This is a genomic window from Mycolicibacterium iranicum (genome assembly GCF_002101705.1).
Lineage (GTDB): Bacteria > Actinomycetota > Actinomycetes > Mycobacteriales > Mycobacteriaceae > Mycobacterium > Mycobacterium iranicum.
On record NZ_LQPC01000026.1, the window covers coordinates 34,736 to 55,612 of the forward strand.

The 20,877-nt window shown below is 65.1% G+C and carries 19 protein-coding genes and 2 pseudogenes; 11 read left to right on the forward strand and 10 right to left on the reverse strand.

Annotated features, from left to right (window positions below; translation table 11 throughout):
* The first annotated feature begins 24 nt into the window (after positions 1–24).
* The gene (locus AWC12_RS07645; protein ID WP_024445033.1) at positions 25–1,035 is read left to right on the forward strand and encodes a TerC family protein; all 1,011 of its coding nucleotides are present in this window, start codon (positions 25–27) and stop codon (positions 1,033–1,035) included.
* On the opposite strand, the gene nhaA is transcribed toward AWC12_RS07645, so the two are convergent.
* A complete protein-coding gene (gene nhaA / locus AWC12_RS07650; RefSeq protein WP_085173375.1) occupies positions 1,029–2,255 on the reverse strand; it encodes a Na+/H+ antiporter NhaA in 1,227 nt (408 codons plus the stop codon). The genes AWC12_RS07645 and nhaA overlap by 7 nt on opposite strands.
* A 367-nt stretch (positions 2,256–2,622) precedes the next feature.
* Here nhaA and AWC12_RS07655 point away from each other — a divergent pair, with 367 nt between their 5' ends.
* Complete coding sequence (locus AWC12_RS07655; protein ID WP_024445035.1) at positions 2,623–3,183, forward strand: TetR-like C-terminal domain-containing protein; 561 nt, start codon at positions 2,623–2,625, stop codon at positions 3,181–3,183.
* Here AWC12_RS07655 and AWC12_RS07660 read toward each other — a convergent pair.
* Positions 3,162–3,989, reverse strand: coding sequence for a helix-turn-helix transcriptional regulator (locus AWC12_RS07660; RefSeq protein WP_024445036.1), 828 nt, complete (start codon positions 3,987–3,989; stop codon positions 3,162–3,164). The two genes, AWC12_RS07655 and AWC12_RS07660, sit on opposite strands and share 22 nt — an antisense overlap.
* A 78-nt stretch (positions 3,990–4,067) precedes the next feature.
* Between AWC12_RS07660 and ilvD the strand changes: the two genes are divergently transcribed.
* Positions 4,068–5,912 (forward strand): dihydroxy-acid dehydratase, encoded by a 1,845-nt coding sequence (gene ilvD / locus AWC12_RS07665; protein ID WP_085173377.1) that lies wholly within the window; start codon positions 4,068–4,070, stop codon positions 5,910–5,912.
* A 21-nt stretch (positions 5,913–5,933) separates the two neighbouring features.
* On the opposite strand, the pseudogene AWC12_RS07670 reads toward ilvD, so the two are convergent.
* A pseudogene (locus AWC12_RS07670) lies at positions 5,934–7,589 on the reverse strand (MOSC domain-containing protein).
* 117 nt (positions 7,590–7,706) lie between these two features.
* Between AWC12_RS07670 and AWC12_RS07675 the strand changes: the two are divergent.
* The 4 genes from AWC12_RS07675 (at position 7,707) to AWC12_RS31875 (ending at position 10,365) form a co-directional block, all read left to right on the forward strand.
* A complete protein-coding gene (locus AWC12_RS07675; RefSeq protein ID WP_085173379.1) occupies positions 7,707–8,381 on the forward strand; it encodes a haloacid dehalogenase type II in 675 nt (224 codons plus the stop codon).
* 271 nt (positions 8,382–8,652) lie between these two features.
* Complete coding sequence (locus AWC12_RS07680) at positions 8,653–9,258, forward strand: TetR/AcrR family transcriptional regulator (RefSeq protein WP_085173381.1); 606 nt, start codon at positions 8,653–8,655, stop codon at positions 9,256–9,258.
* Between the two features lie 72 nt (positions 9,259–9,330).
* A complete protein-coding gene (locus tag AWC12_RS07685; protein ID WP_085173383.1) occupies positions 9,331–9,909 on the forward strand; it encodes a TetR/AcrR family transcriptional regulator in 579 nt (192 codons plus the stop codon).
* Positions 9,910–10,032: 123 nt separating this feature from the next.
* Complete coding sequence (locus tag AWC12_RS31875; protein ID WP_024445042.1) at positions 10,033–10,365, forward strand: hypothetical protein; 333 nt, start codon at positions 10,033–10,035, stop codon at positions 10,363–10,365.
* Between the two features lie 43 nt (positions 10,366–10,408).
* Here AWC12_RS31875 and AWC12_RS07695 read toward each other — a convergent pair whose 3' ends face one another.
* Positions 10,409–11,182 (reverse strand): hypothetical protein, encoded by a 774-nt coding sequence (locus tag AWC12_RS07695; protein WP_024445043.1) that lies wholly within the window; start codon positions 11,180–11,182, stop codon positions 10,409–10,411.
* 34 nt (positions 11,183–11,216) lie between these two features.
* On the opposite strand from AWC12_RS07695, the pseudogene AWC12_RS07700 reads away from it, so the two are divergent.
* Positions 11,217–11,492: pseudogene (locus tag AWC12_RS07700) on the forward strand (FGGY-family carbohydrate kinase); the annotation flags it as partial.
* Positions 11,492–12,727 (forward strand): alpha-hydroxy acid oxidase, encoded by a 1,236-nt coding sequence (locus AWC12_RS07705; RefSeq protein WP_024445045.1) that lies wholly within the window; start codon positions 11,492–11,494, stop codon positions 12,725–12,727. The pseudogene AWC12_RS07700 and the gene AWC12_RS07705, both read left to right, overlap by 1 nt.
* An 88-nt stretch (positions 12,728–12,815) precedes the next feature.
* Here AWC12_RS07705 and AWC12_RS31985 read toward each other — a convergent pair whose 3' ends face one another.
* From AWC12_RS31985 to AWC12_RS07720, 4 genes are all read right to left on the reverse strand, one after another.
* A complete protein-coding gene (locus AWC12_RS31985; RefSeq protein ID WP_337360665.1) occupies positions 12,816–13,868 on the reverse strand; it encodes a diguanylate cyclase domain-containing protein in 1,053 nt (350 codons plus the stop codon).
* On the reverse strand, positions 13,852–14,967 hold the full coding sequence (locus tag AWC12_RS07710) for a sensor domain-containing phosphodiesterase (protein ID WP_337360666.1): 1,116 nt from the start codon (positions 14,965–14,967) through the stop codon (positions 13,852–13,854). The genes AWC12_RS31985 and AWC12_RS07710 overlap by 17 nt, the downstream gene beginning before the upstream one ends.
* Before the next feature lie 206 nt (positions 14,968–15,173).
* A complete protein-coding gene (locus tag AWC12_RS07715; RefSeq protein ID WP_085173385.1) occupies positions 15,174–15,596 on the reverse strand; it encodes an organic hydroperoxide resistance protein in 423 nt (140 codons plus the stop codon).
* Positions 15,597–15,606: 10 nt separating this feature from the next.
* On the reverse strand, positions 15,607–16,038 hold the full coding sequence (locus AWC12_RS07720) for a MarR family winged helix-turn-helix transcriptional regulator (protein ID WP_085173387.1): 432 nt from the start codon (positions 16,036–16,038) through the stop codon (positions 15,607–15,609).
* Between the two features lie 105 nt (positions 16,039–16,143).
* On the opposite strand from AWC12_RS07720, the gene AWC12_RS07725 reads away from it, so the two are divergent.
* Positions 16,144–17,121: a ribonuclease HI gene (locus AWC12_RS07725; RefSeq protein WP_085173389.1), complete on the forward strand. Its 978-nt coding sequence runs from the start codon at positions 16,144–16,146 to the stop codon at positions 17,119–17,121.
* Here the strand turns inward: AWC12_RS07725 and AWC12_RS07730 are convergent.
* Positions 17,046–17,540 carry a GyrI-like domain-containing protein gene (locus tag AWC12_RS07730; RefSeq protein WP_085173391.1) on the reverse strand — a complete coding sequence of 165 codons (495 nt, stop codon included), beginning with the start codon at positions 17,538–17,540 and terminating at the stop codon, positions 17,046–17,048. The two genes, AWC12_RS07725 and AWC12_RS07730, sit on opposite strands and share 76 nt — an antisense overlap.
* A gap of 1,036 nt (positions 17,541–18,576) precedes the next feature.
* On the opposite strand from AWC12_RS07730, the gene AWC12_RS07735 reads away from it, so the two are divergent.
* A complete protein-coding gene (locus AWC12_RS07735; protein ID WP_133057318.1) occupies positions 18,577–19,602 on the forward strand; it encodes a hypothetical protein in 1,026 nt (341 codons plus the stop codon).
* Positions 19,603–20,272: 670 nt separating this feature from the next.
* On the opposite strand, the gene AWC12_RS07740 is transcribed toward AWC12_RS07735, so the two are convergent.
* The gene (locus AWC12_RS07740) at positions 20,273–20,713 is read right to left on the reverse strand and encodes a hypothetical protein (RefSeq protein ID WP_085173395.1); all 441 of its coding nucleotides are present in this window, start codon (positions 20,711–20,713) and stop codon (positions 20,273–20,275) included.
* Positions 20,714–20,877 lie beyond the last annotated feature (164 nt).

Below are 20,877 nucleotides of genomic sequence, written 5' to 3' on the forward strand. Positions count from 1 at the left end.
GCAACCGCGAGGTGATCTGAACACATGCTCGAAATAAGTCCCCTGGTATGGGGCGTGACCATCGGCGTCATCATTGCTCTGCTCGCGGTCGATCTGATACTGGCCGCCCTACGGCCGCACAAGGTCGGCTTCCGCGAGGCGACGGCGTGGTCGGTGTTCTACATCCTGGTCGCGATCGGGTTCGGCGTGTGGTTCGCGATGACCTACGGCGGTGACTTCGGCACCCAGTACTTCGCCGGTTACATCGTCGAGAAGAGCCTCTCGGTCGACAACCTGTTCGTGTTCGTGATCATCATGACGACGTTCGCGGTGCCCGAGGAGCATCAGCACAAGGTGCTGACCTTCGGCATCATCCTGGCACTGATCATGCGCGCGATCTTCATCGCCCTCGGCGCGACGCTGATTTCGATGTTCTCGTTCATGTTCCTGATCTTCGGCGGGCTGCTGATCTACACCGCGATCCAGCTGTTCCGACACCGCAACGAGGACCCCGACGTCGAGAACAACATCATGATTCGGGCCACCCGCAAGCTCGTGCCGATCAGCGACGAGTACGACGGCGGCAAGCTGATGACCCGTCGCGAGGGCCGCAAGATCGCTACCCCGCTGCTGGCGGTGCTGATCGCCATCGGCAGCGTCGACCTGCTGTTCGCGCTCGATTCGATCCCCGCGGTCTTCGGCGTCACCAGCGAGCCGTACATCGTCTTCACGGCGAATGCCTTCGCGCTGCTCGGCTTGCGCGCGCTGTTCTTCCTGGTAAAGGGCCTACTGGACCGCCTGGTGTATCTGTCGACCGGTTTGTCGATCATCCTGGCGTTCATCGGCGTGAAGCTGATCCTGCACTGGGCTCACGTCGACATCAATCCGAGCATTCCGGAGATCAGCACCTACGTCAGCCTCAGCGTGATCATCGGCATCCTCACGATCGTCACGGTCGCGAGCCTGATCAAGACCCGCAAGGACCCGTCCGCGAAGGCGCATCCGGGTTCCCTGCGGGCCTCGCGCCCCAAGGAACACCCCGACACGGCTCACTGAGCGGTAACGGCCTCTTCCCGACGCTTGTAGATGCGATTCCGGAGTCCGAGGATCACCGCGCCGCAGATCGCGGAGATCAACGACCCGGTGAGGACGCCGATGCGGACGTGATCGGCGACGGCGCCGCCGTCGAACGCCAGATCGCCGATGAGCAGCGACACCGTAAAGCCGATGCCGGCAAGCAGCGCGACGCCGCAGACATCAAGGGGATGCAGTTCAGACGCCGAGGAGGTGAACCGCTTGAGGAGCAGGGTGATGCCGGCGATGCCCAGGACCTTTCCGAGGACCAGCCCGGCGATGATGCCGAGGGTGACGGGCTCGGTGAGCGATTGGGTCAACCCGGACAGGCCGCCGACGGTGACCCCGGCGGCGAGAAAGGCGAACACCGGGACTGCGACGGCGGCGGAGAAGGGCCGGACGGCGTGTTCGTAGCGTTCACACCACTGATCGGCGGGCACGACGAGTCCCAGCGCGACGCCGGCGATGGTGGCGTGGATTCCCGCCTCGTGGACGAGCACCCACGTCACGACACCGACGGGGATCAACAACCACCATCGCGTGGGGTAGCGACGGACCAACCAGGCGAACAGCGCCAGGGGTACCAGGGCCGCAACCAAAGGTGCAAAAGACAGCGAGGCGGTGTACACGACCGCGATGATGGTAATCGCGATCAGATCGTCGACCACGGCGAGGGTGAGCAGAAATATCCGCAGACTCGACGGCAGATTGCGTCCGATGACGGCGAGCACCGCCAGCGCGAACGCGATATCCGTTGCGGCCGGAATCGCCCATCCCTCATAGGCATTCGACCCCGCGAGCACGTTGACCCCGATGTAGGCCAGCGCAGGCAGCACGATGCCGCAGACTGCGGCGATGATCGGGATCGAGGCGCTTCGCATATCCCGCAGTTCTCCGTGCACGAACTCGCGTTTCAGTTCCAGGGCGACGACGAAGAAGAATATGGCCAGCAGACCGTCAGCGGCCCACGCGGCCAGCGACAGGTTCAGGTGCAGAGCCTCGGGACCGACCGTCCAGTTGCGCAGCGCGTGATAACCGTCCGACCAGGCCGAGTTCGCCCACACCAGCGCTGCGACGGCGGCAAGGAGCAGAAGCACGCCACCAACGACGTCCTGACGAAGAACATCGCCGAATTTCGCGATTTTTCGTTTCGGTTGCCGTTCATTTTTTGCGGCATGCGTGATCGCAGCATCGGGCTGCATATGAAACCTTTCGGGCATGTTGACAAGACATGCCGACCAGGCTTCCCGGCGCACCGCGTCCAGGGTACCACGTTGCCGAGGCCCTCGAAGGCTTGCGCCAAGCGCATCCACGGCATGGCATCGCGTAAAATCCTGTCCCCCAATCACTTTGAGCAGGTATGTCACCGCCCGCCGGGAGGGGTGCGGAATCGCCTGCCGCACTTGATTCATGGCTCGCCCTTGATGCGCTCAGCCCCGACTCAGGGCTTCCGCGGCGGGGTTGATCAGGCGGCGCACAGCAACCGAGCCCCTGCCGCAAAAAAGAAGTGTTCGGAGCGCCATCGCGCTATGGCATCGTTGAATCGGCAATGACGGCGGAGGGATTTCGATGACGGTTGAGCACTCACCCGACGACGACGAACGGATCGTCGCCGCGGTGCACGATGAGCTCGCTCGCTGGGGCATCGACAGGTTCGACGTCGGCGCGATGGCCCACCGCCACGGGCTCGACGTCGACGCGATCCAGCAGCGCTGGCCCGACCCGGAGGTGCTGATCCTCGAGGCACTGGCTCACCGTCCCGGGGACACGGCTCCGCAGCCCGACACCGGGTCTCTGCGAACAGACCTGTTCACGTTGGCGGTGCGGATGGCCGCCATGGTGACCTCGAGCGATGGGCGCAAGCTGCACGGCGGGCACCTCATCGGCGACGTCGAGATCGCCAGCATGGACGTCCGCAGATCCGCATGGCTGGCCCGTGCGGCGACTCTCGACGTCGTGTTCGAGCGGGCACGACAGCGCGGTGAGATCACCGACTCCGCGGACCCCCACCTGGCGCTGGAACTGCTCTTCGCGCCCATCAACATGCGCGCGTTGTACACCGGCATGCCGGTCGACGATGACTACTGCCGGACGATCGCCGACATGGTCTACCGCGCCATCAGCTCCTGAAGCCGCTCCGCCGCACCGGAACCCGGCACCGGAAGGTAGGCCACGATCTGGATGTCGGGCACGTCGACCGGCGCGACCTGGTGGTGCTCGAGCCGCAGTTCACCCGCGACGGGATGGTGGAACCGCCGCTCGCGAGAGGTGAACCGCTCGATGCCGGTGGCCTGCCACGCGTTCGCGAAGTGCGCACTCTCCGTCGACAGCCGCGACACCAGCGCCGTGTACGACGGCTCCCCGACGCGGGGGCCGGCGTCGGCCCGGAACTCGGCGAGGAAGCGTCTGCTGTCGGTGTCCCAGTCGGGTAGCAGCTCGCGGATCGCCGGATCCATGAACACCAGCCACAGCAGGTTGCGGTCGGCCGGCGCCAAGCGTTCGATGTTCGGGTACAGCGCCACGTACGCGCCGTTCCAAGCGGCGATGCCCCAGTCCGGGGTGAGCGCGAAAGCGGGGTAGCCCCCCAGGGCGTCGAGGAACCGCTGAATGTGTGCGGGCAGCGGACCGTCGGTGAGCGCCGGGTCCACGGTGTAGCCGCCCAGCGCCAGCACATATTCATGCTCGGCCGGCGACAACCGCAGGGCCCGCGCGACCGCGTCGAGCACCTGCTTGGACGGGTTGATGTCGCGGCCCTGCTCCAGCCACGTGTACCAGGTGACGCTCACGCCGGCCTGCACTGAGACTTCCTCGCGGCGCAGCCCACTGGTGCGGGCGCGGGGAAGGTCGGGCAAACCGAGGTCGGCGCGGATGACCGCTTCGCGGCGCGCGCGCAGGAACTCGCCGAGGGCGAGCCGCTGCTGTGCGCGTTTGTCCACGTCGCCAGGCTAGTACCGGCACTACTAGTACCAGCGCCGTCTTCTCAGAACGCGGGGACTGCGACGAACCTGGACGCCATGCCGCATTTGAGGTCTCGTACGGTCACGCACGGTCGGAACATGGCAGGCGCGCGCTCGCTGCTGCGCGCCGCGGGGGTGGACAGCGCCGACATCGGCAAGCCGATCATCGCCGTCGCCAACAGCTTCACCGAGTTCGTCCCCGGCCACACGCATCTGCAGCCGGTCGGGCGCATCGTCTCCGAGGCCATCACGAACGCCGGCGGCGTGCCGCGCGAGTTCAACACCATCGCCGTCGACGACGGCATCGCAATGGGCCACGGCGGCATGCTCTATTCACTGCCGTCACGCGAGCTGATCGCCGACTCCGTGGAATACATGGTCAACGCCCACTGCGCCGACGCGATGGTGTGTATCTCCAACTGCGACAAGATCACTCCGGGCATGCTGATGGCGGCGCTGCGGCTGAACATCCCGACGGTGTTCGTCTCGGGCGGGCCGATGGAGGGCGGCACGGCGGTGCTGGTCGACGGGACGGTGCGCACCCGGCTCAACCTGATCACCGCGATCGCCGACGCCGTCAACACCGACGTGTCCGATCCGGACCTGGCCCGCATCGAGGAGTCGGCGTGCCCGACCTGCGGTTCGTGTTCGGGCATGTTCACGGCCAATTCGATGAACTGCCTGACCGAGGCGCTCGGGTTGGCGCTGCCGGGCAACGGGTCGGTGCTGGCGACGCACACCGCGCGGCGCGCCCTCTACGAGGACGCGGGTGCGACGGTGATGGAGCTGTGCCGGCGGCACTACGACGAGGACGACGCTTCTGTGCTGCCGCGCGCGATCGCCAACCGCGATGCGTTCGACAACGCGATGGCGATGGACATCGCAATGGGCGGATCCACCAACACAATCCTGCATCTGCTGGCGGCCGCGCGAGAGGCCGAACTCGACTACACGCTGGAGGACATCGAGAAGCGCAGCCGCGCGATCCCGTGCCTGTGCAAGATAGCCCCTAACGGGCACTACCTGATGGAGGATGTGCACCGGGCAGGAGGCATCCCGGCGATCCTCGGCGAGCTGTGGCGCGGCGGGCACCTCCACGAGACCGTGCACTCTGTGCACTCCGCATCGCTGGCACAATGGTTGCGCCGCTGGGACATTCGCGGCGGCTGCGCCTCCCCCGAGGCCGTGGAGATGTTCCGCGCCGCACCGGGGTGTGTGCGGTCGGCGTCGGCATTCAGTCAATCGGAGCGCTGGGACTCGTTGGACACCGACGCCGAGGAAGGTTGCATTCGAGATGTGCGACATGCCTATTCGGAGGACGGCGGGTTGGCGGTGCTGCGCGGGAATCTGTCGGTGGACGGCTGCATCGTCAAGACGGCGGGCGTCGACGAGTCGATCCTGAAATTCTCCGGGCCCGCCGTGGTCGTCGAGTCCCAGGAAGACGCCGTCGACGCGATCCTGGGCGGGCGGGTGCAGGCCGGTGACGTGGTGGTGGTGCGCTATGAGGGGCCCAAGGGTGGGCCGGGGATGCAGGAAATGCTCTACCCCACCTCGTTTTTGAAAGGTCGCGGGCTCGCAAAGGTGTGCGCACTCGTCACGGACGGCCGGTTCTCCGGCGGATCGTCGGGGCTGTCGATCGGGCACGTCTCCCCCGAGGCCGCGGCGGGCGGCACCATCGCGCTGGTGGAGGACGGCGACCTCATCACGATCGACATCCCGCACCGGACGATCGAGGTGAACGTCGACGACGACGAACTCGAACGTCGTCGCGCGGCGCTGGAGGCGAATGGCGGGTACCGGCCACGCCATCGCGAGAGGGTGGTGTCGGCGGCGTTGAGGGCCTATGCGGCGCTGGCACTCTCGGCGGACAAGGGCGCGGTGCGCGACGTATCGGGGGTCTAGCCAGATTCGAGAGACTCTTCCTCAGAGGTCGAGCACGAGCTCCGTCCTCGGCACCGCCGAACACACGAGCACCGAGCCCGCAGGTGGCTCTTCCAGAGGCTCCTGCGTATAGTCCGCGGTCCCGGACACCACCTCGGTGACGCAGATGTGGCAGACGCCGCTACGGCACGAGTACCGGGTCGGGACGTCACACGCCTCGGCGAACTCGAGCAGGCTCGTGAAGCGTGGCGACCAGTGCGCCGTCAACCCGCTGCGCGAGAACGTCACCGCAGGACCGGTGCCCGGCGCGCCGTCGGGGACATGTGGGTGCGCCTCCTCGGGTGCGCCCACGGCGCCGGGATTGATCCGCGGCCGGGCGCCGAACAACTCGCTGTGGATACTCGCCGGGTCGAACCCATTGGCCACCAACGCTTCACGCATACCGACCATGAAGGAGTCGGGCCCGCACATGTACACTGCCGCATCGGCCGGCAATCGCAGTGCGGCGAGCGAGGCGGCGGACAGACGCGGCCCGTCGGCGGTGTACACGTAATGCGCGGTGGCGTGAGGCAATGACGCGATCAACTCGTCCACCTCGTCGGCGAACGCATGCGAGGCGCGGTCTCGCGTGGTGTGCAGCCAGACCACTCGACGGGGGCTCCGCTCGGCCGCCAACCGGTGCAGCATCGCCAGCACCGGTGTGCTGCCCACGCCGGCCGAGAGCAGTACGACGGGCCGATCCTCCTCGGCGAGAACGAAATCGCCGCGCGGAGCGGCAGCATCGAGCGTGGATCCGGCGCGCAGGTGGTCGTGCAGTCACGCGCTGGCGAGCCCGTGCATGTCCCGCTTGATGCTGATGCGGTAGGTGCCGTCGGTGGAGTACGCGGACAGGGAGTAGCTGCGCAGGGGTGCGGGATCGGCGGCTCCGTCGATTCGGATCGGCAGGTACTGACCGGCCTGCGCCGTCGGAAGCGGGGTTCCGTCGTCGCTTTCAAGCAGCAGCGAGAGCACGTCGGAGGTCTCACGGCGGGTGTCGCGCACGCGCAGGGCGCGAAAACCTTTCCACGCCAACGTGGTCACCGGCGATGCGGGCTGCAGCAGGTCTTGAAAAGACTGCACCCAACCCGGGCTCAGTGCCGGAATGTCGACAGCTTTGCGCAACAGTGTCGGATCACGATCGGGCAAGTACAACAGCGCGTCGATGTCGGCGACAGTCAACGCGTGTCGACCACGGCGCAGGAGGGCGATGTCGTCGCCTGCGCACACGTGCCCTTCGCGGATCACCCTCAGGTAGAAGCCAGGCCGGTGATGGGCCACCAACAGGTTGGGCATACGTGGCTCGTCAAGCCGCATCCCCACACGGAAGCACGTCACCCGCGGCTGCGTGACCTCGAACTCGGCCTCGCCGATGCGGTAGCGGTCGCCGATGCACACCTCGTCGTCGGGCAGGCCGTCAACGGTGAAGTTCTCCCCGAAGCTGCCCGCCGTCAGGTCGTCGCGGCCGAGGTAGGACATCCAGTAGTCGTAGGCGGCGTTCTGGTAGACGAGGACTGCGCGGTTCTCGCCCCCGTGGCCGTTGAGGTCGCCCTGCCCGTCGCCGTCGAGGTTGAGTGTGCGCACCATGACGGGGCCATCCACCGGCTGCTTCCAGATTCCGGTGTGGATGTCTCTGCCCTGCCAGGAGACGTCCGCAGGCATTCCGACATTGACCGAAGTGAGCCGGCCGACTCGTGAGATGTCCTCGGGCACAGGGGCTCACCGCCGTCATCAGCACAATGGGTTCGGCTCAGACTACCGGTCGGGCGATAGCCTGTTGTGGTGAACCGTGTGGTCATCTTCGACGTCAACGAGACGCTGCTCGACATCGAGGCACTCGCGCCGGTGTTCGAGGAGATCTATTCGGATCCGGCGTCGCTGCGTGAATGGTTCGCACAGCTGGTGCTGTACTCGATGACGCTCACGGTGTCGCAGCAGTACGTCGACTTCGTCACTCTGGGCCGGGCCGTCGCGCAGATGCTGGCCGAGATCCGCGGCGGCACCGTCACCGACGCCCAACTGGACCGACTCGCCGAAGCCATGTCGCACATGCCGGCGCACCCCTACGTCGCAGACGGTCTGGCATCACTGCGTGCGCAGGGTTTGCGGCTCGTGACGCTGACGAACTCGCCGACGAGTGCGGAGAGGCCCAGTCCGCTGGACAACGCGGGACTCGGAGGCCACTTCGAGCGGCAGTTCAGTGTCCATCCTTGCCGGGCTTTCAAACCGAGTCCGGAGGTCTACATGCAGGTGTGCCGCGAGCTGGACGTGCGGCCCGACGAGTGTCTGATGGTCGCCGCACATGCCTGGGACACGATCGGCGCCCAAGCGACCGGTATGCGAGGAGCCCTGATCACCCGACCGGGCAATGCGGCGTTGCGAGCCGCGGACAACCTGCTGCCCGACGTTATCGCCACCGACCTTCGGGACCTGGCGCGCCAGCTCAGCAGCTGAAAGCCGATCGCGTCGCCGGCCCCGGTGATCGTCCTCCCCAGTCGAATCATCCGAGACCGGCGCGCCTCCCCAGGCCCGCCCAACCCCTCGATGTGCGTACCTCTCGACGGCTCGGCCGAGCGCAACCAGGGTCATCGTACATAAACGAATACGTTTTTGATGAACGAACAAGTTTTTGAAAGATCACCTAGTGGTTACCGCCCGGGGGTCCAAAACTCGCTGGTCGGCTCGCCCTATACTCCGTCTCAGAAAACTGCAGAGGAGCATTTGCATGGCCCAGCAGCTCGCGTCGGGGCGACATGGCCTCAGTCGTGACGAGGTCGCCGCCAACCAGAAGCAGCGGCTCTTCAAGGCCCTCGGCGAGGTCATGGGCACCAAGGGTTACAGCAACACCACAGTCGACGATCTGATCAAGCACGCCGGGGTGTCCCGCGCCACCTTCTACCAGCACTTCGACTCGAAGATCGACTGCTTTATGGCCGGCTACGCAACCATGCAGGGCTACGTCATCGACGTCATTTTCGAGGTTCCTGCGACTGGCACGCCCATGCAGCGTTTCGCGTTCATGCTGCACCGGTATCTCGGACTGATGGCATTGGATCCTCGGAGGTCGCGGCTGTATCTCCTGGAGGTCTACGCCGCCGGGCCGGACGCTATGCGCCGCCGGATGGAGTTGCAGCAGGAATTCGTCGACGGTGTGGCGAAGATATTCAAGGCGCGCAGCAAAGCAGATCGTTTCGCGTGCCAGGCTCTGGTGGCCTCCATCTCGATGCTCGTGACCACGGCGCTCGTCGAGGCCGACTCCGACGCGATCCTCGCCTTAGAGAAGCCTGTCCTAAAGTTTGCCGAACGTGCGCTTGGGCCACGCGCGGTGTAACCGGGCTTACGCAATTCTTACCTGCGCACAGGCTATTTGGTGTTTGTACCACCCATAGTTCACACTGGGCCAATGTCGGAGCCAGTCCCCTTGCAGAGTTTGCGGGAGCGCAAGAAGATTCACACGCGCCTCGCGATCCGCCGCGAGGCTTTTCGGCTTTTCGAGAAGCACGGTTACGCGAACACCACCATTGAGCAGATCGCCCACGCCGCCGACGTCTCGCCCCGGACGTTCTATCGCTACTTCGGCGTGAAGGAGGCGTTGCTCCTTTCCGATGATCAGATCTCACCGATCGTCGAGGCGTTCGCCGCTGCTCCCAGCGAGATGACGATCATCGAGGCCTACCGATACGCGCTCGCCAAGGTGTTCGGCGGTCTCAGCCTCGAACAGCGTGAGGATGCACTCGTGGGCGAGCGCATGCTGTACGAGACCCCCGAGGCCCGCGGCCTGTTGTACGCGGCCTACATACGGACAATCGACCTCATGACCGAGGCACTCGCGGCACGGCCCGACGCACCGGAGGAGCACGCCGAGCGGCGTGTGATCGCCGGAGCGATCGTCGGAGTGCTTATCGGCGCCGCGCACAACACTCCGCTGCCCGAGCAGGAGTTGCAGAGTGCGTTAGAAATCCTCGGCCGGCACCTGATCTAGCACCGCGAGCGCGCGTGTCTGCACGGCGACACGCCGCATTCGGGCGTGCGGGAGCGCTCGTTCGCCGTCGCCGAGCGCGCAGTTTGGGATCGGTAGCGGCGTCGCTGCCCCTACTGTGACCTCATGTTCGCACTGGTGATGGTCGCCTTCGTGCTGTGGGCGCTGTGCGGGATTCCGGCTGCGTTGATTGCGCACAAGAAGGGCCGCAACGTGGTGATGTGGGCGGTCCTTGGCTCTGTGTTCGGTGTGATCGGCCTGGCCGCGATCGCTGCGGCGCCCTACTACACGCAGGGCGGCCCATGGAATGCCGGCAGCAGCACCACACTCCACTTCGGCAGCTTCAGCGGGTTCGGCCTCTCGGGCGACCACGGCGGAAGCGATTACGGTTTCGGCGACTTCGGCGGTTCGAGTGACTTCGGCGGAGGCGGCGATGGCGGGGGCGGGGGCGGCGATTAACGTCGGGCGGCCACGCGGCGCCCCGCGGTAAAGGTGTTCTTGCTCAGGCGAATTCGGCGCCTGCTTGCGCTCCTGAACCGACGTCAGGTAGCTGCCGCACCACCCACCGCACCAGCGGCCGGCTGGCCGGCCACGAATCCGACTCGGCCGGAAAGATGTTCTGCGCGATGCCGTGCTCGATGCACGCCCGGGCATCGGCGAGCGGCATGTCGGCGAAGCTGACATCGGGGTCGGTGTTCTGTTGCGCCGCAAGCGAAATGACCTGGTTGATCGTGTTCGGAACCAAAAACGCGTCCTTCACCTCGGATGCCTTGGTGTGGTCGACGAAGACACAGCACGTCAGTTCACCGCCGCCGGCGAGTCGGGCACCCAGCAGGATCTCGTCGCCCTCACCGCCCGCGTGCGTCATCCGCACCGCCCGATACACGTCGACGTGGCGGAGATCCGAGATCCACTGCGGCAGCGCGTCGCGCCGGGCGGCGACTTCCCGGCGACACCGTTCGTCGTCGAGGAACTCGCCGAGCACGGCGAGCAAGACGGTCGTCTCGGGAATGCGGTGCCCGACGAAGCTGTCGATCATGGTGGCCAGATCCACCGATTCCTTCTCAGCTCCGACTGCCACGAAGGACAGCGGGGCGGGTGTGGTCGCCTCGACCAGCGTGCTGACCAAGCCAAGCAGATCGATCGGCTGCCCGGTGGCCAGAGCCTGCCGCACCTCGTCGACCAACGGTGTCTCGTCCGCCGCGCCCGGCGCCGGCGTCCTGCGGGCATCACGGAGCGCCCGCTTGGCCTTGCGACGCTTCCGTCCGTCCTTCATTCCGTGAACGCTACGCGGGCCCCTTGACTCCCTCGCACCGCTGTCCGGTGTATGCGTCCAGACCGTCCACATCGTCGGCGGCGGTCCGCAAAACAGGTTGCTGTGCCAACCGACCGCCGACCGGGTCGGGCTCCCGGTGCTCGCTGGACCCGCCGAGGCCACCGCGCTGGGCGATGTACTGGTCACGGCACGTGCACATGGATTGATCGCCGGCAATCTGGAAGCATTGCGACACAGGGTCGCAGCGAGCTTCCCGGCCCAACGCTTCGTCCCCCGGCCCGCCGTCGTCGGGGCAGGAAAGGCAGTCTGATGGAACGTCGCGTCCCCCGCGTCAAAGACCTCGCGCCGTTGATGCAGTTCAAGAAACCCGAGTTCAACGCCCGCACCCGCAGACTGGAGCGGGCGCTGACGATTGAGGATCTGCGCACGATCGCCAAGCGCCGCACCCCCAAAGCCGCCTTCGACTACACAGACGGCTCCGCCGAGGCCGAACTGTCACTGGCCCGGGCCCGACAGGCGTTCCAGGACATCGAGTTCCACCCGGCGATCCTGCGCGACGTATCCAAGGTCGACACCAGCTGCACGATCCTGGGTGGCCGATCGAAGCTCCCCTTCGGCATCGCACCCACCGGTTTCACCCGGATGATGCAGACCGAGGGGGAACACGCAGGCGCCCGCGCCGCCGCCCGCGCCGGAATCCCGTTCTCGCTGTCCACGATGGGCACCGCGTCCATCGAGGATGTGAAGGCCGCCAATCCGCACGGCCGCAACTGGTTTCAGCTCTACATGTGGAAGGACCGCGATCGGTCGATGGCGCTGGTCGAGCGCGCCGCCGCCGCCGGTTTCGACACCTTGCTCGTGACTGTCGACGTACCGGTCGCCGGGGCCCGGTTGCGGGACAAACGCAACGGCATGTCGATTCCGCCCGCGCTGACCGCCAGTACCGTCCTCGACGCGATACCGCGGCCGCAGTGGTGGATCGACTTCCTGACCACCGAGCCGCTGGCCTTCGCATCGCTGGATCGGTGGTCGGGTACGGTGGCCGAGCTGTTGGACACGATGTTCGATCCGACGGTCACGTTCGAGGATCTGGCATGGATCAAGTCGCAGTGGCCCGGCACATTGGTTGTCAAGGGTATTCAGACAGTTGAGGATGCCGTGGCGGTGACCAACCTGGGCGTGGACGGGCTGATCCTGTCGAATCACGGAGGCCGCCAACTGGATCGGGCTCCGATACCCTTCCACTTGTTGCCTTCGGTCGTGAAGGCTGTCGGTGATCGCACCGAAGTCCTGCTCGACACCGGCATCATGTCGGGTGCCGACATCGTGGCATCGATCGCGCTCGGCGCCCGGTTCACGCTCGTCGGCCGGGCGTACCTGTACGGGCTGATGGCCGGTGGCGAAGCCGGCGTCGACCGGGCCATCGCGATCCTGTCCGAACAGATCACCCGCACCATGCGGCTGCTCGGCGTCGCATCGGTGGATGAGCTGGAGCCGGCGCACGTGACCCAGTTGGAGCGCCTCATCCCACGCCCGCGAGGCTGATGGCCGCGGCGGATTCGTCCGACCGCGCGCCGTCGAACCCGGTATTCGTCCCAGAGCTCGTCGTCCGCCGCACCACCGTGCCGTGAGACTAGGCGCGCCGCGCGAGGCGACCTGATGGCCGGCGGCCGGTGCGGCCTCGCTGTCGCCTCTGGTCGCACATGGCCTGGTCCGCTCGGTCGAGCACGGAGTCGATGGAGCGGCCGTCGCCGGGCTGGTGCGATGCTGAGCCGATCGTCAGCGCGATGGGAAGCACGGTTCCGTCGGTCAATGTGATCGGCACGCTGTCGAGCTCATCGCCGATCCGCCGGGTCAGTTCGGCGAGGCTGTGGTCGTCGAAAGTGCTTGATATGATCAGGAATTCGTCGCCACCCCAGCGGGCCACCAGAGCGTCGCCACCGACGGCCGCGAGCAAACGGCCGGCGACCGCGACCAGCAGCCGATCGCCGGCATGGTGGCCGTTGCGGTCGTTGACTGCTTTGAAGCGCTCGATGTCGCAGAACAGCACGCCGTAGCCCTTGCCTTCGGCGTCCAATTGCTCAAGCCTGCGCCACGCGGCGGAGCGGTTCGCGATGGACGTGAGCTGATCGATGTTCGCCTGGCGAGCAACTTCAGCTTCGCGTTCCCTTTCGGCCGTTACGTCGACGATCTGCGAGACGAAGCACTGAGGCCGGTCACGCGGAGCGTGCACGAGCACGGCGGTCAGGGCGCCCCAGACGATGCGGCCGTCAGCGGCGATGTATCGCTTGTCCATCCGGAACGAGCGCCGTCGGCCCTCCAGGCATTCATTGACCAGCGCGAGGTCCAGCTGCAGGTCATCGGGGTGAGTGACATCCTGAAAAGTCATCTTCTGCATGGCTTTTCGGTTGTATCCGAGCATGGTGCGCAGCGCCCGGTTGGTCCGCAGGAACGTACCGTTCAACCCGACAACGCACATTCCGATCGGCGAGTGCGCCAGAGCCAGTTCGAAGCGCCGCTCGCCGAGAAGATCGACGGCGGCAGACTGAATCGGATCCGACTGTGTCGCGGTAATCTCTGCGGACGGGAATCCGTGCTCGAACGGTTTGGGGCGACTGAGGTAATAACCCTGTGCCAGTGAGATTCCCGCGGCGCTGACGGCGTCGAGCTCACTCTGGGTTTCCACGCCTTCGGCGATGACCGTGGCCGATCTGTCCGGCGAACTCCGCGATGGCCTGGGCGAGCCGGCGGCGGGCGTCGTCGACATCGATGTTGCGCGTGATCGATTGGTCGATCTTGACGAACTCCGGCCCCAGCTCGAGGACGTGTGAGAACGATGCGAAGCCCGCCCCCACGTCGTCAACGGCCACGCGCATGCCGTGGGTGCGGCACTCCTCCATGACGTCGTCGAGGGCCTCGTAGTCGGGAACGGCGCTGTGTTCGGTGATCTCGAGGACGATGCGCGATCTATCGACGTTGGCGAGCAATTCGTCCCACGGAAGCACCAGGGCGGCAGCGGGTGAGATGTTGATCGCGACGAAGGCATCAGGCGGCAATGCGGGCATTATCTGCACGACGCGGGCCACGATGGCCCGCTCGAGTTCGATGGCCAGGCCCAGCTCGGCGGCCTGGGCGAAGAAGGCGTCCGGCCGATACGGTTCGCACGAGAAGCGCGCGAGGGCTTCGACGCCCACGACTTTGCCGGTCGCGATGTCGTGGACGGCCTGAAAGTTCATCTCGAAATCGTGCTCGGCCACCACGCGACGGATCGCGCTACGTTGCTCGGCGCCGTGATTCGGGCCGCTGTCGGGCGGGGTGATCAGCGTGCTGATCAGGTCGGCGACCTGCTTGACAAGCGTCAGATCGTCGTCGTTAAGATCCGGCTTGGGACCCCGGCCGACAACGGAGGTCATCCCGACCGGGTCGCCGTCGGGCCCGTTGATGGGGGCACCGATGTAGGAGCCGATACCCAGCGCCGCGGTGATCGGGAGCGCCGCGGTGGTCTGATTGCGTGACGTGTCGGGGATGACGGCAGGCAGTCGCCCGTCGATGACCCTTACGCAGTACGAATCCGACACCGACAGCTCGCGGTCGGGGAGGTCCTCCCAGACGTCGGGATCGCCGTCGACTTCGTCGATGACGTAGATCCCGTCCTGAAACGAGGCCACCAGTGCGACATCAAGGTCCAACCGTCGTCGCAGGAATGCCAAAAGCGTCCGGATCAGGGCGGCGGGGGCCTCGGAGGCGGCCTCATCGAGGCGCCCACGCCACCCCTCCACGCTCATAGCAAAAAATAGTAGACCTGACCGCGCCGAGGGTCGCGCTCATTCGTTCGACCAATTCGGTGACGTATCGCTGAACTAATTCGTGTTCAGCCTGCGTCGATCGCATTCGCGGCTGGTCGCGGCCCATTGCGGTGAGACAAAATGCGACGGCCACTTCGCACCGTGGCTCGGCAAATACTTCACGGCCGTCTATTTCGGCCGCGTCTTCAGTCGTCGGTGACGGTGAGCTTGACCTCGATGTTGCCGCGGGTGGCGTTGGAATACGGGCAGACCTGGTGGGCGGCTTCGGCGAGTCCCTGCGCGGTGTCGTGGTCGACGTTGGGCAGCGTGATCTCGAGTTCGACAGCAAGGCCGAAGGCGCCGCTGTCGGTGGAGCCCAGGATCACCTTGGCACCGACAGCGGAGTCGGAGACGTCGGCCTTCTGCTGGCGGGCGACGAGGCGCAACGCGGAGTGGAAGCAGGCGGCATACCCGACAGCGAAGAGCTGCTCGGGGTTGGTGCCCTCACCGGATCCGCCCATTTCCTTCGGGATGCTCAGGGCGACATCGACTTTGCCGTCCGAGGTGGCGCCGTGACCGTCACGGCCTTCTCCGGTGGCGAGGGCTTCGGCGGTGTAGAGCGCTTTCATGTCGTTCCTTTCAGATGTGTGAATCGAGTTGATGAATCAGTGCTTTCAGGGCATCACGGAGTGCGGCGAGGTCGTCTGGGGAGGCGCCGCCCATGGCGAGGAGACGCTCGGGGACACACGCGGCGCGGGCTTCGAGCTTTTCCCCGGCCGGGGTGAGCGCGACGTCGACCCTCCGTTCGTCGTCGACCGACCGTCGGCGCTCGACCAGGCCGACGGCTTCGAGGCGTTTCAGCAGGGGTGACAACGTTCCCGAGTCGAGGTGCAGGCGCTCCCCCAGGTGGCCGACCGAGCACCGGCCGTCTTCCCAGAGAACGAGCAGTACCAGGTACTGCGGATAGGTGATGCCCAGTTCTTCGAGCACCGGCCGATAGGCCGCGGTGACGGTCCGCGACGCCGTGTACAGGGCGAAGCAGAGTTGGTCATCGAGTCGGGCGGCAGGCACGCACCCGATGGTAGTGAACAATTAAATTGTGCGCAATTGATTGTCGCCGGACTTGTCGGTGACCCGCCTTACAGTCACGTCTCACCACCCTGGGAGGAGACGGATATGGCACCCAAACCTGTGGCTGCTGCGCGGCCGGTCGACATCGTGGCTCCGCGGTCGCGTCCAGCGATGACGGTGGCACTCGCCGTGAGCGCACGCGGCGCATCCGTGTTCGCCTATGCGGCGTGCTCGGCCGAGCACCGCTGGTCCGGAACTGTCGACGCCGAATCGGCGGACACGGCGGTCCTCGATGCCATCAGGCGAATCCGCGAGGCGTCCGGCGCGCAGCGGATCCGGTTCCTGGTGCAGTTGCCTGCGCGCAGCACGCTGTGGGCGCTGCGCGACGAGGTGGCGCTGCTGATACCCGGGGTATGGATCGAATGGCCGCGGTTCTCCGACGAGGCGCTCGTGCGTCGGGCGCATGCCGGGTTGCGTCAGGTGCAGTCACCGGTGTGCGTCGCGACGGACGGGTCGGTGCGCGGCAAGATCACCGGTTACGGCTGGTTGGCATCCTCGGGTGAGTATGGGCTGCAGGGCTTTCGACATTCCGTCAGGCTGATCGGTCCGCAGGTGGTCCTGGTCGCCGAGCTGCGTGCGATCGGTGCTGCAGTGCAGAGACTTCGCGGCCGCGACATCACGGTGCTCAGCGACAGCACGCTTGCGGTCGCGATGGTGAAGCGGTGGATGGCCGGCGAGGACGTGCTACCTGAGGGCTACTCCGCGTATCGCCAGAGCGGCAAGACGCCGGGGTTGGTGCGCGCGCGGCAGATGATCTTCGAGGAGCGCGAGAGGATCACGCCGGTGTGGGTGAAGGGCCATCGCGGTGAACCGCTCAACGAAGGGGCCGATGCGCTGGCGCGGCTGGCGTCGCGTTTCGCGTTGGGCGACAGCATGCTTGACGGTGCCGAGTATCACCGGCGCGCCCAGCAACTGGCGGTGACGTTCTCGCGAGAGTTCGAGCGGGCTCAGTCGGCGAGCTTGAAGGCCAGTACGGTCACCCAGTTCGCCGGATCGGGTTCGGTCGCGGGCCCAGTCTCGTAGATCTCGATGCGGCCGGCCCACTCCTCGCCGTTGTCGGTCGGCGTCGAATCCCATTGCAGGCCTTGATCGGACGCCCACGACAGCAGCTCCTCCGTCGTGTCCATCAGGCCGTCGAAGGGGCCGCGGTGGGTCGCCACTGCATATTTCCCGCCGGGCAGCGTGTCGGTCGACACCGCGCCGTCGGCCGGCAGCGGGGCATCGATCGGGACGCACGCTTCGATGCAGAGTTCGCGGTCCATGTCGATGGTCCGGTATCGAAGGAACGGCGCGCCACTGATCTGCTTTCCATGCCGAGCGAGAGCGTCGAAGACCTCGGGGAAGCGGTCGGCGATCGCACTGACCTGATCCATCGCGACGGTGCCGCCGACCGAGGCGTAGAGCTGGGGTGCGCGGGTTTCGAGTGTCGGTTGTTCAGTCATGCCTGTACCGACTGCGTCGGCGACCGAAAGTCATAAGCCTCCGCGGTCGGCGTCCCCGCCACGACGGGTTTAATGGATTGCGTGCATGAGTCCTGGGGTGATGAAACTTGCTCCGTGCTCGCGAGCAGCTAAGGCGACGAGTCCGTCGCACAAGGCTTTCTCGGGGATACCTCATTCGCCCCAATTCGCGATTTGTGTGCAGCACAAACACGCCGACGTAACGAACGTGCGCGGAGTTCCGGTCGTCGTTCCGGAGGAGCGCGAGATCTCTCGCAGCTGCTTTGACAGGAGATCGAGTTACAGGATTCGTGACGATGAAGACGGCGAGAATGTAAGCGCATTATCTTTCGGCGATCGCAATACACTCCTGTAAGAGCAACAAAGTATCCGCTTCTTACCCCTTCGCGGCCCTATTACACTTCTTCTATCGCGACGATGAGGAGGCAGCGGCGGTGCCAGAGCCGTTATCTGTGGATCCGGCGGGGCTACAGTCTGCAGCAGCGCAATTGACCTTCCAAGCGGACGCCATGGTCGACGTCGAGTTAGCTAGCCCGACTGGCCGGAAGCCGTCCGTCACGGGAGCGATGACATTTGCTGCCAGCGTGAAGGCGTTCACCGCTGCGTATGCTCGGCGACTCGCCTCCCATGGTTCCTCGCTAGCCGTATCGGCCACTCATTACTCCTTAGAGGACGAGAACGCAGGACGCAATATCGCCTCAATCTCACTGTGAGCGCGACACCAGCTGGCCTCCTTCGTGCACCGGCACCGTTGCCGGTAGCCGTGGGAGGTACCGCTTCAGGCACACCTTCGCGATCCGACATCGATAGCTGGTCGACGGCAATTGATCAATTGTTCGCTCTGGCCGAGGGCTTCGCAGCAGCAGCGGACAAGCTCGAGAGCACCGCTGACACGCACGTGCAACAACTGATGGCACCCGGCGGTACCGATTGGGAAGGCGATACTGCCGATGCCGCGCAGCGACGAAGCTTTTCTGATCGAGGTGCCGTATATCGCGCAGCGGATCTCATGCGACAGATGCGCCGAGCCGCCAGCGCCGGCGCCGCGTCCATCCAACAGTTGCGAGACTTAGCGCTTGACGCGATAAGCGAAGCCGAAGCCGCCGACTTCCGGGTGGACGACAACCTAGCGGTCAGAGATGCGCGGCGGTACACGGCGCAACAGTTGGGCATATACGAATCCCGAAAAATCGAGGCCGCGACACACAACAGCTATATCGTGATGCGCGCCGGCAATATCGCGGCCGAGGATGTTCGCGTTGGCGCCCAACTCTCCTCTGCCGCAGCGGAACTCGCTGGCCTGATCCCGGCAGACTGGCTCCAGGACCGATCGCTCGTTCAGCAGTCGTCCACCGGCGATGGTGATGTCCAGGCGTATGACACGGACAGTGGCGACGAAGACGCACTGTCGGGCAATGAGATCGCCGAAAGACTTCGAGAGCTTCAGAGGGGCCACAATCGGGGAGTAAGGGAAGTCGACACTGAAGAAGAGATCTTTGATCTCTACGAGGATCTCGTGAAGGGCGGCGAGCCGCTGCCGACGCCCGACAACTATTACGACAGGCGGGTCCTACCTGACGGAACCATCATCGGCGTCCGCGAAAGCAGCGGCCATGGGCCGACACTCGATGTGAAGTATCCGCCAGGCGTCAGCGGGCCGGACAAGGTTCACCTTCCTCCGCCCCCGCCGGTAGCGCCTCCTCCCGCACCACCGACCTCGGGTGAGGCACCCGTCATTATTTCGCCTCCCGATTTGCCCGTCATTGATCACCCTCCGACGCCGGGGCTAATACCTCCATGGGCTCAGGCGCCTGCGGGAGTCCCCCAGGGGTCCTTGCCCTCCGGTGGACTTCCGCCTGGGATCGACGTCGCCATGCCACAGCCGTCTACTATTGCGCCGTCGGCCGATTCAGTACCCGACTGGTTGCCGGATGCCACCTTGCCGTCGCCGACCTCGGAGGAACAGGTGGGGATTGGCGGCGTACTTTTCGGAGGACTGCTCGCGTTCCTCGGGTGGCTCGGTACACCGAAGGTGTCTTACTAGTGGCGCCGAGCGATTTCTACTTGGCGCCAGAAGCCACTTCAATGGCAGAACATATTCGGCGACACGTGGGTCATGTGAAAGTGGTTCCGCCGGAGGCATTATCGCTTTGGCTACCGTCGCTATCGGTCCCTCTGGGCTGGACTGCCACAACATTGGATATGGGTCCGATAACGCCCGCACGAGTACTTATTCGACGCGCAGATGATGGAATCGACGGCTGGATCGGGTGCGAAGTAATCAATCTGCTCCGATTCAGTGGAACCGTGAGCGACGACGTAATCGAGAATGGCGCTGGCCGAGCCCTGAGGTCCCTCGGGGTAAACGAACCGATCACGTACCGCATCCGCATGCCGGCTGAGGTAAACGTAATAGCCACGCGTAGCAGAGGAACATTGTCGCGAGGCACTCGGCTCTGGATTCAGGTCAGCGACTTCGTCGTGCGGTCCGACGGTGGTGGAGGACTCGTTGAGCACACCATCTTGATCAATGCTCAGGCACGACGACACCTGAAATCCGATGTCGCACAGCTAACTGAATCTGTGCATTCAGCGCTGGTTACCAACATTTCGATTCCCAGGCCACGCACGGCCCGCGAGACTCATCGGGGATCTCACCGCTGATGCCTAGCATCAACCAAGGGAAGGGCGTAGGCAACTACCTTAGCTAATAGTCACGACCGCGGCTCAAACTTCAGCGGTAGCGCCTGATCCTCTGTTCCTTGTTTCCGAATTTTGGACAACCAATCCCGGTATGCGGATTCGTTCAAATCCCCGATACGCTTGCCTTCTTCTGTGATTCGGAGCCACAACGTCCACGGCCACCCGTCGCGCTCGTTGAAACCGTCGACATACTCGGCTTCAAGGCGGCGTGCCGACTCGTCAGCTGTCGTGGTCCACGGCTCGAATCGTGCGCCATGGTCTCGGAGCTCACCCACCTCGGCCAAGCCTTCACTGATCAAGGCCCTCACAATGTCAATGGTTTTTGACTGAACTTCATCTAAGGTGGCAGATGTGTTCTCTAGCGCAACGTTCCGGTGAACCTCCCACAGCTTCACCCAATCGTTCCGCCCCTCCACGAGGAGCTTTTCGCGCGCCGTTAGCTCCGAAACCATGTGCCGAGCATACCCAAACCTTCTGACGCCAACGGCCAGGAATTCTTTGAATGGAGACTTGAATCAGGGCGACATGGAGACAGCTATGAGTGCAACCTCAAAAGATCGTGAGTGCAATCTCGGAGTATCCGATACGTCGTCAGGCTGAATAATTCGGGAGGAAT

Coding starts and splice junctions, on each gene's coding strand:
- AWC12_RS07645 (WP_024445033.1), top strand. CDS start 25: ATGCTCGAAATAAGTCCCCTGGTATGGGGCGTGACCATCGGCGTCATC.
- nhaA (WP_085173375.1), bottom strand. CDS start 2,255: ATGCAGCCCGATGCTGCGATCACGCATGCCGCAAAAAATGAACGGCAA.
- AWC12_RS07655 (WP_024445035.1), top strand. CDS start 2,623: ATGACGGTTGAGCACTCACCCGACGACGACGAACGGATCGTCGCCGCG.
- ilvD (WP_085173377.1), top strand. CDS start 4,068: ATGCCGCATTTGAGGTCTCGTACGGTCACGCACGGTCGGAACATGGCA.
- AWC12_RS07680 (WP_085173381.1), top strand. CDS start 8,653: ATGGCCCAGCAGCTCGCGTCGGGGCGACATGGCCTCAGTCGTGACGAG.
- AWC12_RS07685 (WP_085173383.1), top strand. CDS start 9,331: ATGTCGGAGCCAGTCCCCTTGCAGAGTTTGCGGGAGCGCAAGAAGATT.
- AWC12_RS31875 (WP_024445042.1), top strand. CDS start 10,033: ATGTTCGCACTGGTGATGGTCGCCTTCGTGCTGTGGGCGCTGTGCGGG.
- AWC12_RS07695 (WP_024445043.1), bottom strand. CDS start 11,182: ATGAAGGACGGACGGAAGCGTCGCAAGGCCAAGCGGGCGCTCCGTGAT.
- AWC12_RS07705 (WP_024445045.1), top strand. CDS start 11,492: ATGGAACGTCGCGTCCCCCGCGTCAAAGACCTCGCGCCGTTGATGCAG.
- AWC12_RS07710 (WP_337360666.1), bottom strand. CDS start 14,967: ATGAGCGTGGAGGGGTGGCGTGGGCGCCTCGATGAGGCCGCCTCCGAG.
- AWC12_RS07715 (WP_085173385.1), bottom strand. CDS start 15,596: ATGAAAGCGCTCTACACCGCCGAAGCCCTCGCCACCGGAGAAGGCCGT.
- AWC12_RS07725 (WP_085173389.1), top strand. CDS start 16,144: ATGGCACCCAAACCTGTGGCTGCTGCGCGGCCGGTCGACATCGTGGCT.
- AWC12_RS07730 (WP_085173391.1), bottom strand. CDS start 17,540: ATGACTGAACAACCGACACTCGAAACCCGCGCACCCCAGCTCTACGCC.
- AWC12_RS07735 (WP_133057318.1), top strand. CDS start 18,577: ATGCGCCGAGCCGCCAGCGCCGGCGCCGCGTCCATCCAACAGTTGCGA.
- AWC12_RS07740 (WP_085173395.1), bottom strand. CDS start 20,713: ATGGTTTCGGAGCTAACGGCGCGCGAAAAGCTCCTCGTGGAGGGGCGG.